Annotated in this window: 12 protein-coding genes; 7 read left to right on the top strand and 5 right to left on the bottom strand. The window is 72.6% G+C overall.

Annotated elements, in window-relative coordinates; genetic code table 11:
• Positions 1–18: 18 nt before the first annotated feature.
• From ACN261_RS17705 to ACN261_RS17730, 6 genes are all read left to right on the top strand, one after another.
• Complete coding sequence (locus tag ACN261_RS17705) at positions 19–1,026, top strand: diacylglycerol/lipid kinase family protein (RefSeq protein ID WP_363795430.1); 1,008 nt, start codon at positions 19–21, stop codon at positions 1,024–1,026.
• The gene (locus ACN261_RS17710; RefSeq protein ID WP_421486480.1) at positions 1,019–2,020 is read left to right on the top strand and encodes a YihY/virulence factor BrkB family protein; all 1,002 of its coding nucleotides are present in this window, start codon (positions 1,019–1,021) and stop codon (positions 2,018–2,020) included. The genes ACN261_RS17705 and ACN261_RS17710 overlap by 8 nt, the downstream gene beginning before the upstream one ends.
• A gap of 83 nt (positions 2,021–2,103) precedes the next feature.
• Entirely contained in the window at positions 2,104–3,597 is a 1,494-nt protein-coding gene (locus ACN261_RS17715) for a phosphatase PAP2 family protein (protein ID WP_421486481.1), read from the top strand.
• A 10-nt stretch (positions 3,598–3,607) separates the two neighbouring features.
• Entirely contained in the window at positions 3,608–4,435 is an 828-nt protein-coding gene (locus tag ACN261_RS17720) for an endonuclease/exonuclease/phosphatase family protein (RefSeq protein WP_425851099.1), read from the top strand.
• Between the two features lie 91 nt (positions 4,436–4,526).
• The gene (locus ACN261_RS17725; RefSeq protein WP_421486483.1) at positions 4,527–5,045 is read left to right on the top strand and encodes a SigE family RNA polymerase sigma factor; all 519 of its coding nucleotides are present in this window, start codon (positions 4,527–4,529) and stop codon (positions 5,043–5,045) included.
• Positions 5,042–6,154 (top strand): hypothetical protein, encoded by a 1,113-nt coding sequence (locus ACN261_RS17730; RefSeq protein WP_425851107.1) that lies wholly within the window; start codon positions 5,042–5,044, stop codon positions 6,152–6,154. The genes ACN261_RS17725 and ACN261_RS17730 overlap by 4 nt, the downstream gene beginning before the upstream one ends.
• Before the next feature lie 168 nt (positions 6,155–6,322).
• Here ACN261_RS17730 and ACN261_RS17735 read toward each other — a convergent pair whose 3' ends face one another.
• Positions 6,323–7,345, bottom strand: a complete 1,023-nt coding sequence (locus ACN261_RS17735) for an alpha/beta fold hydrolase (protein WP_425851109.1) — start codon at positions 7,343–7,345, stop codon at positions 6,323–6,325.
• On the bottom strand, positions 7,342–8,304 hold the full coding sequence (locus ACN261_RS17740; protein ID WP_377682238.1) for a TIGR03557 family F420-dependent LLM class oxidoreductase: 963 nt from the start codon (positions 8,302–8,304) through the stop codon (positions 7,342–7,344). Before ACN261_RS17740 ends, ACN261_RS17735 begins: the two co-directional genes overlap by 4 nt.
• Before the next feature lie 381 nt (positions 8,305–8,685).
• Here ACN261_RS17740 and ACN261_RS17745 point away from each other — a divergent pair, with 381 nt between their 5' ends.
• Positions 8,686–10,065, top strand: a complete 1,380-nt coding sequence (locus tag ACN261_RS17745) for a cellulase family glycosylhydrolase (protein WP_425851111.1) — start codon at positions 8,686–8,688, stop codon at positions 10,063–10,065.
• A gap of 159 nt (positions 10,066–10,224) precedes the next feature.
• Here the strand turns inward: ACN261_RS17745 and ACN261_RS17750 are convergent, their stop codons facing one another.
• The 3 genes from ACN261_RS17750 to ACN261_RS17760 all read right to left on the bottom strand — a co-directional run bounded on the left by ACN261_RS17750 (position 10,225) and on the right by ACN261_RS17760 (position 14,449).
• Positions 10,225–12,420, bottom strand: a complete 2,196-nt coding sequence (locus ACN261_RS17750; protein ID WP_425851113.1) for an alpha-galactosidase — start codon at positions 12,418–12,420, stop codon at positions 10,225–10,227.
• Positions 12,421–12,572: 152 nt separating this feature from the next.
• On the bottom strand, positions 12,573–13,493 hold the full coding sequence (locus tag ACN261_RS17755; RefSeq protein WP_421486488.1) for a carbohydrate ABC transporter permease: 921 nt from the start codon (positions 13,491–13,493) through the stop codon (positions 12,573–12,575).
• Entirely contained in the window at positions 13,490–14,449 is a 960-nt protein-coding gene (locus ACN261_RS17760; protein WP_421486489.1) for a carbohydrate ABC transporter permease, read from the bottom strand. Before ACN261_RS17760 ends, ACN261_RS17755 begins: the two co-directional genes overlap by 4 nt.
• Between the last annotated feature and the right edge of the window lie 6 nt (positions 14,450–14,455).

Consider the following 14,455-nt stretch of genomic DNA (forward strand, 5'->3'; position numbering starts at 1 on the left):
GTGCTGCACACTGACGCCGTGGACGGTGCAGAGCAGAAGCGTACGGTGACCGGCGGCGACCGCTCCCCGCGTTCGGCGGTGGTGGTCAACCCGACGAAGGTGGCCGATCTCGACGAGTTCCGCGCGACCGTGGACGAGGCGCTCGCCGCCGCCGGTTGGCCCGCCCCCACCTGGTACGAGACCAGCGCCGAGGACCCGGGCCGGGGGCAGACCGAGCAGGCCGTCGCCGCCGGGGCCGAACTCGTGTTCGCCTGCGGCGGCGACGGCACGGTGATGGCCTGCGTCACCGCGCTGGCCGGCACCGACGTGGAACTCGCCGTGCTGCCCCAGGGCACCGGCAACCTGCTCGCCGCCAATCTGGGGCTCTCCAACGACCTCGCCGCAGGCCTGCAGGTGGCCGTCGAACGGGGCCGCCGCCGGCTCGACGTCGGCGTCGTCGACGACAGGTGCTTCGCGGTGATGGCCGGGATGGGCTTCGACGCGCAGATGCTGGCGGACACCTCCGAGACCACCAAGGCCCGCATCGGCTGGCCCGCGTACGTGGTGGGGGCCGCGAAGCACCTGCGGGACCGCCCGATGCGGCTCAGCATCCGCATCGACGACCGGCCGCCGATGCGTCGCCGGGCCCGCACCGTGCTGGTCGCCAACGTCGGGCGGCTACAGGGCGGGGTCCGCCTGCTCACCGAGGCCGAGCCGGACGACGGGTGGCTCGACGTCGCGGTGCTCACCCCCAACCGGGTCCGGCACTGGCTCGCCATGGGTTGGGCCCTGGTCCGCCGTCGGGGCAGCGTCCCCCGGATGGAGGTGCACCGGGCCCGGAAGGTCGTCATCACCAGCAACCGGGCCCAGCCCCGGCAACTCGACGGCGACCTGATCGCACCCGGCCGCACCCTGACCGCCGAGATCAAACCCGAGTCGCTCTGGCTCTGTGTGCCGCGTCCGGCCGGCGACCCCGACCTGGCCCACGACGCCGACGCGGCCGCGCGGCGCGGGGAGAAGCTGGTCGGGGAAGCGCGCCGTGAGTAGCACCCGGCTCGTCCCCGAGACCCGGTTGATGGCGTCGGACGAACTCTCCGCCGACGACGCCTGGCGTACGCTGCGCCGCCACGGCGGCTGGCAGCTCATGCGGGACGCGTTCATCCGGTTCCGCTACGGCGACGGGTTCAGCCACTCCCGGGCCTTCGCCCTGCAACTCTGCCTCGCCGTCGTGCCGTTCCTGATCGCGCTCACCGGCCTGATCAGCGACCTCGGTGTCGAGGAGGGCGGCCGGGTGGTCGCCGACACCGTGCTGGCGCTGACCCCCGGGCAGAGCGAACAGGTGGTGCAGGACCTGCTCGGCGAGGGCGACCGCACCGAGCGCACCGGCGAACTGGCGCTGACCCTCGGCCTGATCACCGGCCTGGTCGCGTTGACCACCACGATGGCCCAGATCGAACGCGGCGCCAACCGGATCTACGGCGTGGAACGGGACCGTCCCGCGCTGTGGAAGTACCTTCGCGCGGCGGTGCTGGCCGTGGTCGCCGGCCTGCCCGCGCTGGCCGGGTTCCTGATCCTGGTCGGCGGCGGGGCGATGGGCGAGTCGGTGCAGCGGCACTACCGGTGGGGGGATCTCGCCGCCGGGGTGTGGGAGGTGGTGCGCTGGCCGCTGAGCCTCGTGCTGACCGTCGTCGCGGTGGCGGTGATCTTCCGGCACGCGCCCCGGCGCAAGCAGCCCGGCCTGTCCTGGCTCTACTTCGGCGCCGGCATCGCCACCGCCCTGTGGTGGCTGGCCAGCCTGCTGCTCGCCGCGTACGTCAAGTTCGGCGGCGGGTTCGGCCAGACGTACGGGGCGTTGACCGGGATGATGGCGCTGCTGCTGTGGGCCAACCTCACCGGCATGGCGCTGTTCGGTGGGCTGTCCTTCGCCGCACAGTTGGAGGCGATGCGGATCGGGGCCCCGGAGCCCGCCCAACCCGACCTGTGGGAGCCCGACGCCGAGCGGGGTGAACTGCTCGACACCGGCGACATGACCGCTCTCTGAGCCCGCCACACCGGACGGGCGTGTACGCGGCGGCGGAATCGGGTACAGCGCGCCTCGCCACGTCGACGTAAGGGAGGTGCGGGGTGACCGCGGTCAAGGAGTCAACGGCCCGACGGCCGCTCGGCCATTTCGCCGAACGGAGCGTCGTCGGCCTGCTGGCCGTGGCCGGCGCGGGCGTGGCCTTCGGGCTGCTGCTGATGCTCGTCCGGTTCAGGTGGAGCCCGATGTACCACGCCGACCACGAGGTGGCCGAGTGGTTCAACGGTCTCGTCGCCCCGCACCACGCGCTGGTCACCGTGCTCCAGGCGGTCACCGACCTGGGCGGGCGGCCGGTGCTGATCTGGCTGGTCACCATCGCCGTGGTCACCCTGCTGATCCGGCGTCAGTCCCGGCTGGCGGTCTACCTGATCGTCACCGGGGTGGGCGGGCTGATCCTCGACCCGTCGCTCAAGGCCCTGGTCGGCCGGCTCCGCCCGGTGGTCGACGTGCCGGTCGCCAGCGCCCCCGGCAACAGCTTCCCCAGCGGGCACGCGCTCGGCTCGTTCGTCGCGTACGGGGCGCTGCTGCTGGTCTTCCTGCCCGCCATGTCGCCCCGTTGGCGCAAGCCGGCGATCGCCATCGTCGCCGTGCTGGTGGCGCTGATCGGGCTGACCCGGATCGCGCTCGGTGTGCACTTCGTCTCCGACGTGATCGGCGGCTGGCTGCTCGGCGCGGCCTGGCTCGGCGTCACCGCGTACGCCTTCCGGCTGTGGCGGCGCGAGCGGGGCCGACCGGTGCCGCCGCTGACCGAGGGGCTGGAACCGGAGGCCGGCGACAAGATCACCCCCGCCCCGGCCGAGGAGCACGTGCTGGAGCACCCCCGCTCCGCCGTCGCCGAACTGCTGGTCGGCTGGGTGATCGTCTTCGGTGCCCTGTACGCCTTCGGCACGTACGTCAGCTACCACGCCAAGGGCACCGTCTTCGAGACCCTGGACACCGACGTGCCGCGCTGGTTCGCCGACCGGCACACCGACTTCCTCACCGAGCTGAGCTGGTGGTGGAGCAAGTTCGGCGACACCCACGCCATCCTGATCGTCTCGCTGGTCTTCTGCCCGCTGGTGCTGGCCATCTGGAAGCGGTGGCGGCCGGTGCTCTTCGTGGTGCTGGCCCTCTTCGGCGAGCTGAGCCTGTTCCTCGCCTCCGCCCGGGTGGTGGACCGGCCCCGCCCGGCGGTGGAGAACCTCGACGGGCAGATGCCCACCTCGTCCTTCCCGTCCGGGCACATCGCCGCGACCACCTGCCTCTGGCTGGTCATCGCGATCATCGTGTTCGTCCGCACCGACCGCTGGTGGCGGTGGCTCTTCGTGGCGCTGGCCGTGATCATGCCGATCGGGGTGGCGGTCTCCCGGATGTACCGGGGCATGCACCACCCGACCGACTTCATGGGCGCGCTGATCCTCAGCGGCCTGTGGATCGGCCTGCTCTACTGGGTGATCCGCCCCAACGCCGACGTCTACGAGGGCAATCGCCCCGAGATCGAGTCGGAGCAGGTCGACGAGCTGGACGACGAGCTGGCCAAGGCCGGCCGCCCCGGGTGAGCCGCCGACCGTGCTGCGGGTGATGACCTGGAACATCAGGACCGGCGGCCGGGACCGTACCGGCCCGGACCGGCGGGACCTGGTGTGCCGGGTCGTCACCGCGCAGGCCCCCGACGTGCTGGCCGTGCAGGAGCTGCGCGGCTTCGACCGGCCGGGGGTGCTGGCCGGGTTCGCCGACCGGGTGGGGATGCGCCCGTACCTGGCCCGCACCTGCTTCGGTCAGCCGGTGGCGGTGCTGGTCCGCCCGCCGTGGCGGACCCGCTCGGCCGGGCCGGTGCGTCGGCCGTTGCACCACGCGGCGCAGCGGGTCGAGCTGGCCACCACCGCCGGGCCGCTCACCGTGCTCAGCGCCCACCTCGATCCGTACACCGGGCTGCGGCGGCGCATCGAGGCCGGCTGGCTCGCCGCAGCCGTGCGCCGCGCACCGGGGGAGTTGGCGCTGCTCGCCGGTGACCTGAACACCCTCGACCCGGGCACCGACCACACCGGGCGGGTGGCCCGGCTGCCGGTGGCGTACCGGCGGCGGCACCTGCGCCGCGACGGGCGGACGGTGGACACCCGGGCGGTGGCCCGGCTGCTCGCCGCCGGCCTGGTCGACCTCTGGACCCACGCCGCCGCCGGATCGGTTGATCCGGCCGGGTCGGTCGAGGCCGGACTGACCGCGCCGACCCGGCACGGCGGCGGCGTCGAGTTCTCCGGCATGCGGCTGGACTACCTGCTCGGCACCCCGGCGCTCGCCGCCCGGCTGCGCGACGTCCACGTGGTACGCGGCGGCGACGCCGAGTACGCCTCCGACCACTACCCGGTCGTCGCCGAGCTGGACCTCGACCTGGCCTGACCGCCCCTCCGCAGAAACCCGTGCAACCCTTTGCGCTCCCGCCGCCATCGCAACGGGTGACAGTGCCAGCGTCCGGGACGGGGAGTGGTCGATGCATGCGACGCAACGGCAGGAGTACGTCGACTTCGTCACGGCGGCGACACCGACGCTGCGCCGCACGGCGTTCCTGCTCACCGGGGGCGACGCCCACCGCGCCGACGACGTCGTGCAGCAGACGCTGACCCGGCTCTACGTGAAGTGGGGCCGGGCACGGTCCGCCGACGACATCGGGGCGTACGTGCACCGGATGCTGGTCAACGCGTTCCGGCAGGAGCGCCGGTCCCGCTGGTTCGGGGTACGCCTGCTCGACCGCCCGCCGGAGCCGGAGCCGAGGGGGGTGCCGCCGACCGACGCGGTGGTGAACACGGTCGCGGTGCGGGCCGCGTTGGCGGCGGTGCCACCCGGCCAGCGGGTGGTGTTGGTGCTGCGCTTCTACGCCGACCTGAGCGTCGAGCAGACCGCCGAGGTGCTGGGCTGCTCAGCCGGCAACGTCAAGAGCCAGACCGCGCGGGGGCTGGCCGCGTTGCGCCGGCAGTTGCCGCTGGCGGAGCCGACGGAGGTGAACCGGTGATCCACGACGACGAGATCCTGGTCCGGGAGATGCTGACCCGGGCCGCCGACGACCTACCGGCCGGGGGGCCGGGAGCAGCGGCGTTGGCGACGGCGGGGGAGCGCGCGGTACGGCGTCGCCGCCGGCTGGCCGTGGCGGCCACGGCGGTGGTCACCGCCGTGGCGCTGCTCGGCGTCACCGTCCTGCTGGGGGTACGACAGCCGCCGACCCCGGCCGACCGGACCTGGCCGCCCACGATCGCGCCGACCGCCTTCGATCCGGCCCGGCAGCTCTTCCGGTTGGCCTGGCTACCGGCCGACCTGTCCGAACGGAACCTTTCCACCGGGGTGGACCGGCAGACGATCCGGGCGACCCGCTCCGCGCCGGTCAGGGCGAGCCGGACCGACTTCCGGGCCGGCAGCGTCACGGTGACCGTGGGCGCGCGGGGGGTGGACTTCTTCACCGACCAGCTGAGCCGGGACAATTCCTCCGTCGGGAGGCTCCGCAGCGGTCCGACCCCCTGGGCCACCCCGCCGGGCTCACCTGTCGATCCGGTGCAGGGCCACCCGGCCTTCCTGCACACCAGCCCTAACGGCAAGGAGACGGTGCTCTCCTGGCAGTACGCCCCGGAGGCCTGGGTCACGATCACCGTGGTCACCCGCGACCGGGCGGTGGAGGAGCTGCGGCGGGTGGCCGAGGGGATGGTGTGGGAGCGGAAACCGGTCCGGGTGCCGTTCCAGCCGGTGGCGCTGCCGTCGGACGCCCGGCTCGACGCGGCACGGGTGGCGTGGCGGGACGGCCGGTGGAACGGGGTCACTCTCGACTACCGGCTCGCCGGTTCCGCCGCCGCCGGTAGGGACCTGACCGTCGGCCTGGAGCGCAGCGACCAGCCGGACGACCCGACCGGCGTCGTGCAGGGCCGACCGGCGTGGATCTCCGTCTGGCATGGCTGGTCCGGCACCTGGTCGGTCGGTGGTGTGCCCGGCTGCGTCGGCTGCCGGGCCCTGGTGGGGACGGGGAGTCCGGCGGGCAGCGCCGCGCTCGGCGGCGAGGACGGGGCCCGGGATCTGGCCGCCGCCATCCGACCGGTCGCCGACCACGACGACGAATCGACCTGGCGACCGCTGTGACGTCGACCGGCGGGGAGCGGGCGCGTGGTCCCTCCCCGCCGTCGTCAGAGGAGCAGGTTGACCAGGACGGTCAGGGCGATCGAGGCGAGCACCGAGAACAGGATCATCAGCAGGCAGCCGAAGCCGCCGCCGAGGGGTCGGATCTGCGTGTTTCCGAAACGCATTGGTTCACCTGGCCAGGGTCGGGACGAGCAGGTCACGGATCGCCCCGGCCACCGGCCCGGGGGCGGTGGTGAGCACGTTGTGGGCGGCACCGGGCACGGTGACCAGCCGGGCGTCGGGCACCAGCCGGGTCACCTGGGCACGCCACCGGGGCGGCACGATCGGGTCACGTTCCCCGGCCAGCACGAGGGTGGGCACGGTGATCCTGACCAGATCCTCCTCCACCGCGTTGCGTACCGAGTGCGCGATCGTGGCGGCCACCCGCCAGGGGCGCGCGTCCAGGACGTCGCGGACCAGGATCGGTGCCTGCCAGGGCGCCTCCCGCAGGCTGTCCACCAGCCACCGGCCGACCAGCCCCCGCCGGGACCGGGCGGTCGGGTCGCTGGTCGGTCCGGCCAGCACCAGCGCCCGGACCACCCCGGGGCGGTCCGCCGCGAGCGCGGCGGCCACCTCCGCGCCGAACGAGTGTCCGACCAGGCAGACCGCAGGCATCCGGTACGCGTCGAGCCAGGCCAGCAGGTGGGCGACGTGCTGCCGCAGGTCGTAGGAGTGGCCGGGGTGGGCGCTCAGCCCGAAGCCGGGCAGGTCCGGCACGTACACCGGGTGGGTGGTGCCGAGCGTCTCGGCCAACGGGGTGAGGTAGCGGTGCGACACGGCCAGCCCGTGCACCAGCACCACCGGGGGTGTGCCGGGCACGGTCGGGTCGGCGGAGCGCCGGGTGTGCGTGCGCAGGCCGTCGACGAGCCGGAACTCGCTGGTCAGCGTCGTCCGTACCCGGCGCGCGGCGGCCTGCGGGCCCGGCGTGGCCGGCGAGGTGCGGGCCGGAGCCGGCGCGGCCCGGGAGGCGGCGTCCGGGTCCGGCACGGTTGCCGGGCGGGACGTGCGGTCCGGGTCGGGAGTGTGGGCGGGCGGCCGATCCGATCCGGCGGTCGGGTGGGGTGCGGCCAGTGCCCGCCGCAACGCGTCGAGGCCGGTGCCGGTCGGGTCGGGGCGGGTACGCGACCCGGCCCGACCCGCCACGGCGGTCACAGTTCGCGCAGTCGGGGCAGTAGCTGCTCCTGCGCCCAGTCCAGGAACATCGGCTGGCTGTCCCCGCCGACCTGGACGATCGCCACGTGCGTGAAGCCGGCGTCGACGAAGGCGCGGAACGCCTCGACGTGCCGGTCGACGTCGGGGCCGCAGGGGATGCCGTCGGCGACGTCCTCCTCCCGGACGAACTGGGTGGCGGCGGCGAAGGCCTCCGGGTCGGGCAGGTCGGCGTTGACCTTCCAGCCGCTGCCGAACCAGCGGAACTGGTCGTGCACGATCTTGCGGCACTCGGCCTCGTCGGGGCCGTAGCAGATGGCCACCTGGCCGTAGCGGGGCTGCCCGGCGCCGCCCGCGTCGTCGTAGAGCTGGATGATCCGGGAGTCGGGTTCGGTGGCGACGATGCCGTCGGCGTACTCGGCGGCGAGGGCGGCCGACGACGGCCCGGACGCGGCGACGGCCATCGGAACGGGGTGTTCCGGCCGGTCCCAGACGTAGGCGTCGGGGACGTCGAAGTGGTTGCCGGAGAAGGTCAGCGTCTCGCCGTTGAGCAGCGGACGGATGATCTGGAGCGCCTCGGAGAACATCTCGTGCCGCTGCTGCACGTGCGGCCAGCCGCCGACCACGTGTTCGTTGAGGTTCTCCCCGGCGCCCAGGCCGAGGGTGAACCGCCCGTCGGAGAGCACCCCGATGGTGCTGGCCTTCTGCGCCACCACCGCCGGGTGGTAGCGGCGGATCGGGCAGGTCACGAAGGACATCAGCTCGGCCCGGCTGGTGGCGTGGGCGACCGCGCCCAGCACCGACCAGGCGTACGGGGAGTGGCCCTGTGCGTCGAGCCACGGATAGTAGTGGTCGGACATGACCAGCTGGTCGAAGCCGGCCGCCTCCGCCCGTACCGCGTGGTCCACCAACTGTTTCGGGCCGGTCTGTTCGCACATCAGGGTGTAGCCGACGCGGACCATCCTGGTTTCTCCTTCCGGGCGACGATCGTCACCGGATACCCCTGGCCGGTGCCGGTCAACCTCGGATGTGCGGCCGGGTCCCTCTTGACGGTGACGGGAGGGCGGTCTAAGGTCCGGCTTAACCGGTTCAGGCTGGTGGTGTCACATCCTGTGGTGGGGATGACCGCCCCCTGTGGCGGCTCGCGGTCGGCGTGGGTCGCCACAGGGTCGGCGTGGGTAGGCAGGCAACTTAACCGGTTGCCTTCCCGACCCGGTGGCCCTACGCTGGTCGGCACGCGGCCAGGGAGTCAGGCGGCGGCTGTCGGGCTGCAGCCGAGCGCCACCGTCACCAGCATCGCCACCCCGCCAGGGCAACGGGGTCGACCCTTCCTGAGGAAACCCATGAAGAAGCGGCTTTCCGTCGCCGGCGTCGCCCTGCTCACCGTCCTCGCCGCCGTGTTCGCCTTCGGCCAGCCGGCCCAGGCTGCGGCCGGTTTCACGGTCTCCGGTGGCAAGCTGTACGACGCCAACGGCAACGAGTTCATCATGCGGGGCGTCAACCACGCCCACACCTGGTACCCACAGCAGACCACCTCCTTCGCCAACATCAAGGCGCTCGGCGCGAACACCGTGCGGGTGGTGCTGGCCAGCGGTGACCGCTGGACCAAGAACACCGCCGCCGACGTCAGCAACGTCATCTCGCTGTGCAGGGCCAACAAGCTGATCTGCGTACTGGAGGTGCACGACACCACCGGGTACGGCGAGCAGGCCGGGGCGATCACCCTGGACCGGGCGGTCGACTACTGGCTGAGCATCGCCAGCGCCCTGCAGGGCCAGGAGCGGTACGTCATCGTCAACATCGGCAACGAGCCGTACGGCAACCAGGGCTACGCCACCTGGGCCACCGACAACGCCAACGCGATCAAGCGGCTGCGGGCCGGCGGCATCACCCACACGATCATGGTGGACGCCCCCAACTGGGGGCAGGACTGGTCGTTCACGATGCGTGACAACGCGGCCGGGGTGTTCGCCGCCGACCCGCAGAAGAACACGGTCTTCTCGATCCACATGTACGGCGTCTTCGACACCGCCGCCGAGATCAGCGACTACCTGGGCCGGTTCCGCACCGCCAAGCTGCCCATCGTGGTGGGCGAGTTCGGCTTCGACCACTCCGACGGCAACCCCGACGAGGACGCCATCCTGTCGTACACCCAGGCCAACGGGATCGGCTACCTGGGCTGGTCGTGGAGCGGCAACGGCGGCGGCGTGGAATACCTCGACATGACCACCAACTTCAACCCGGCCGCCCTGACCACCTGGGGCCAGCGGATCTTCAACGGCGTCAACGGCATCAAGGCGACGGCGAAGGAGGCGTCGGTCTACTCCGGCACCACCCCGACCACGACCCCACCGACCACGCCTCCCACCACCCCGCCGACCACGCCCACCACCACCCCGCCGACGACGACCCCGCCGGCGACCGGTGGCTGCACCGCGACGTACACGGTCATCGGGTCGTGGCAGGGCGGCTTCCAGGGTGAGGTGAAGGTGACCGCCGGCAGCGCGGCCATCAACGGCTGGACCGCGAAGTGGACCTACGCCAACGGCCAGACCGTCAGCCAGTCGTGGAACGCCTCGCTGAGCAGCAGCGGCAGCACGGTGACCGCGCGCAACGTCGACTACAACGGCCGGCTCGGTGCCGGGGCCAGCACCGCATTCGGCTTCATCGGCAGCTGGACCGGCAGCAACCCGGCGCCTGCGGTTACCTGCACCGCGAGCTGACCACCCCCGGGTGGCCGGGCCCAGTGAGGGCCCGGCCACCACCCGTCCCCGCCCGGGATGGCGAGATCCACTTATCGGGGGCGGTGTAGCGGTGTCAACCGTCGGGGATGCCGCAACTTCGCCCCCGTTGCGACGAGCAAGCACCAGGGGCCGCGCCGGTCAGGCGACGGCGTCGACCTCCAGGAGCAGCGCCTGCTCCGGGTTCAGGGCCGGCAGGTGCAGGCCCACCGTCGCCAGCACCGAGCCGGGCAGCGTCACGGCGGGCAGCCAGCCCGGTCCGGTGATCTGCATGGTCTCCGGCTCCGGCACCCCCTGCGCGGGACGGACGGCGTACCGGCGGGCCGGGTCGAGGCCGGGCAGGCGGATCGGGCCGGGGACCTGCGTGACGGAGGTGGCCACCCGGGACACCGCGTACACGGCCCGGGAGCGGTCGTGGGCGACCACGCCGTGCGCCTGTACGGCCGGGTCCGGGTGGTCGAACCGCACCACCCGCCCGGTGTGCAGCAGCGGCCGGAGCCGCTTGTGCAGGGCTACCCAGGCGGTCAGCTCGGCCCGCTCGGTGGGATCGAGCGCGACGATGTCCCACTCGATGCCGTGGTGGCCGAAGAGCGCGGTGACCGCCCGGAAGCCCAGGGTGTGCACCCGGCCGGTGGTGTGCGAGCGCCCCGGGCCGATGTGCGTGCCGACCAGCTCCGGGGGCAGCAGCAGCCCGGTCCAGCGTTGGATGGACAGCCGTTCCAGGGCGTCGTTGGTGTCGCTGGCCCAGACCCGGTCGGTACGTCGCAGGATCTCCAGGTCGACCCGGGCCCCGCCGGACGAGCAGCTCTCGATCTCCAGGTGCGGGTGCCGGGCGCGCAGCTCGTCGAGGAGCCGGTACGCCGCCACGGTCTGCGCGTGCACCCCGGGCCGGCCGGCGTGCCCGGCCTCGGTGAGGTCCCGGTTGTGGTCCCACTTGAGGTAGCCGATCCCGGGGTTCCCGGTCAGCAGGGCGTCGAGCCGGTCGAGCAGGTGGGCGTACGCCGCCGGGTTGGCCAGGTCCAGCACCTGCTGGTGCCGCCACGGCAGGGGCAGCCGGCCGGGCGCGGTGAGCACCCAGTCGGGGTGGGCGCGGAACAGGTCGGAGTCGGGGTTGACCATCTCCGGTTCGACCCAGAGCCCGAACTGCATGCCGTGCCCGCGAACATGCTCGACGAGCGGTCCCAGGCCGGCCGGCCAGACGTCGGCGTCGACCTGCCAGTCGCCCAGGCCGGCCCGGTCGTGCCGGCGGCCGGTGAACCAGCCGTCGTCGAGGACGAACCGTTCCACGCCCACCTCGGCGGCCCGGTCGGCGAGGGTCCGCAGCCGGTCCAGGTCGTGGTCGAAGTAGACGGCCTCCCACACGTTGAGGGTGACCGGACGCGGCGTGCGGGGGTGTTCCGGCCGGGCCCGCAGGTGGGTGTGCAGCAGGTCGCTGAGCCCGTCCAGCCCGGCGGTGGAGTGCACCGCGTAGAGCAGCGGGGTGGCGTACTCCTCACCGGGGCCGAGGACGATCTCGCCCGGGGCGAGCAGTTCCCCGCCGCCGAGGGTGGACTCCCCGGTCGGGCGGCGTTCGGCGACGGTCAGGTGGTCGCCGCTCCACGCGGTGTGCACCGCCCACACCTCGCCGTGGCCGAAGCCGAACCCGGCGGTGCCGGCGACCAGCAGCAGGGTGGCGTCGTGCCCGGTGCGCCCGTGCCGACCCTCGCGCACCCACGCGCCGTGCGGCCACGGGTGCCGTTGCGGCGCGCGTTCGCGGCACCAACGGCCGGTCAGGTCGAGCAGTTCGGTGGCAACCGCCGGCACCGGCAGCACCGGCGTCAGCTCGCGTACCTCGTAGGGCTGGTCGGCGTCGTTGCGCAGCCGGTGCCGCACGGTCAGCACCCCGACCGGGTCGAGGGTGACCTCGACGGTGAGGGTCAACCCCGCGTCCGGGTCCGTCGCCCGCACGGTCACCCGCGCCGCGCCGACTCCACCCCGGTCATCCTCCTCATGGGGTACGCGCACCGCGTCCCCCACGTCGCCACGTGGGTCATCGACACCGATCGTGTCGGGGCGGAAGGCGGTCGACCAGTCCCGTCCGTGCCGGTGGCCGGCGAGTCCGGGCCGGCCGCTCCAGCCGGCGCTCGCCTCGGGCAGCAGGGACAGCACGGTCGGCGCGTCGAAGCTGCTCGGCACCACCGGCGGCACGGTGGCGTCGAGCAGGGCCGGCAGGTCGTCGGCGGGCACCGGACCGAGGTCGGCGCCCCAGTGCACGACCCGGGGCAACCCCGGGCCGCGCGCATCGAGCACCAGGCTGGTGTGGCCCCGGCGCAGGTGGATCACGGTCGGATCGGTCATGACGCTCATCTCCGGTGCGGGCACCCCGGCGTCCGTCACGGTGGGTGAGGTCGAGGGGTGTCAGTGCCGCGCGAGAGCGGTATGCCTGTGGGTCATGTTCATGCCTGCCAGGAATACCGCTCTCGCGCGCATGGGCGGGTGGGTGCGGTGACTCAGCCTTTGGACGCCCCCAGGGTCAGGCCCTTGACGAACTGCTTCTGCAACAGGAAGAAGATCACCAGGGTGGGGATGGCGACCAGCACCGAACCGGCCGAAACCAGGTTGTTGTCGGTGAAGAACTCGCCGCGCAGGTTGTTCAGCGAGCTGGTGACCGGGAACTTGTCGCCGGTACGCATCAGCACGGTGGCCCAGAAGAACTCGTTGTAGATCCAGGTCACCTCCAGGGTGGCCAGGGCCGCCAGCGCCGGCCGGCACAGCGGCATGGTCACCTGCCAGTACTGCCGCCAGATGCTCGCACCGTCCACCATGGCCGCCTCGTAGAGGTCGCGGGGCAGCGCCTTCATGTAGTTGCTCAGCACGAAGACGCAGAAGCCGCACTGGAAGGCCACGTTGACCAGGATCAGCCCCCAGTAGCTGTCGTAGAGCAGTTCCGAGTCGCTCATGAACTCGGGCAGCGGCACCTCGGTGAAGATCCGGAACAGCGGGATCAGCAGCGACTGCTGGGGCAGCAGGTTGGCGGCGGTGAACAGCCCGAGCAGGACGATGTTGAGCTTCCAGCTGAACCGGGCGATCACGAACGCCACGCACGAGGCGAGGAACAGGGTCAGCAGCACCGCCGGGACGGTGATGTAGACCGAGTTGAGGAAGTGCTTGCCGAACTCGGCGGTCTGCCAGGCGGTGACGTAGTTGTCGAACGTCCACCCGCCGAACGAGACGTACCCGTTGGCGGCGGTGTAGGCGTACGAGCGCAGCGAGGTCAGCACCGCCCAGAGGATCGGGAAGAGCCAACCGACGGCGACCGCGCCGAGGAACAGGTGTAGCACCACCCGGGCGGGGCGCAGCGGCCGGCGGCGCGGTGCCGGCTTGGCCGTCGGCGTCGGGGCCGGCGGTCGGGTCACGGTCGACGCGCTCATCGCCGGTTCTCCCTCATGACGACGGCCAGGTAGATGGTGATGAAGACCAGCGAGACCGCCAGCATGATCGTCGCCAGGGCGGAGCCGAAACCGATCCGGCTGGCCTCGCCGACGACGTTCTGGGTCACCAGGGCGGAGATCAGCTCCAACCCGTTGCGCCCCTTGTTGATCACCCAGACCAGGTCGAACGCGCGCAGCGACTCGATCACGGTCACCACCAGCACGATGATGTTGATGGGCCGCAGCACCGGGAAGATCACCCGGAAGAAGGTGCTGGTCTCCGACGCGCCGTCGACCGAGGCGGCCTCCCGCAGCGACGGGTCGACGCCCTTGAGCCCGGCCAGGTAGAGCAGCATGATGTAGCCGACGTGCCGCCAGCCGGCCGCCACCAGCACCGCCCAGATGTTGACGTTCGGGTCGCCGTACCAGTCGGTCTGGCCGCCCAGGACGGCGTTGAGCAACCCCTGGTCGCGGGAGTAGATGAGCTGCCAGACGAAGCCGATCAGCGCCAGCGAGAGCACCACCGGCAGGTAGAGCGCGGTCTGGTAGAACCGGCTGCCCCGGATCTCCTTGTCGAGCAGCACGGCGAGGAACATCCCGAACGGGGTGGCGACCACGAACAGGGCGGCCAGCCAGAGCAGGTTGTTCTGCATCGCCGGCACGAACGGCGGGTAGATGTTGACCACGTCGGAGTAGTTCCGGCCGCCGACCCAGTCGATCTCGCTGAGCGGCCCGATGCCGTCCCAGTCGGTGCCGGAGAGCGCCACGGTGGCCAGCGCGGGCAGCCAGACCAGCGCGACCACCAGCAGCAGCGGTACGAGCACCATCAGCGTGATCACCACGCGGTCGGTGCGGGACAGGAGCCGTAGCCGCCGGCCGCGACCACCCGGGGAGGGGGTGGTCGTGGCCGGCGACGACACGGCGTGATCCGCTTGGATCAGGGGCAGGTCGGACACGACGGT

Source organism: Micromonospora sp. WMMD723 (assembly GCF_049863385.1).
GTDB lineage: Bacteria > Actinomycetota > Actinomycetes > Mycobacteriales > Micromonosporaceae > Micromonospora > Micromonospora wenchangensis.

What these genes read in the sequence shown, in the direction of transcription:
- ACN261_RS17740 (WP_377682238.1), bottom strand. Translation starts at nt 8,304, where the DNA reads ATGGTCCGCGTCGGCTACACCCTGATGTGCGAACAGACCGGCCCGAAA.
- ACN261_RS17725 (WP_421486483.1), top strand. Translation starts at nt 4,527, where the DNA reads ATGCATGCGACGCAACGGCAGGAGTACGTCGACTTCGTCACGGCGGCG.
- ACN261_RS17755 (WP_421486488.1), bottom strand. Translation starts at nt 13,493, where the DNA reads ATGAGCGCGTCGACCGTGACCCGACCGCCGGCCCCGACGCCGACGGCC.
- ACN261_RS17750 (WP_425851113.1), bottom strand. Translation starts at nt 12,420, where the DNA reads ATGACCGATCCGACCGTGATCCACCTGCGCCGGGGCCACACCAGCCTG.
- ACN261_RS17745 (WP_425851111.1), top strand. Translation starts at nt 8,686, where the DNA reads ATGAAGAAGCGGCTTTCCGTCGCCGGCGTCGCCCTGCTCACCGTCCTC.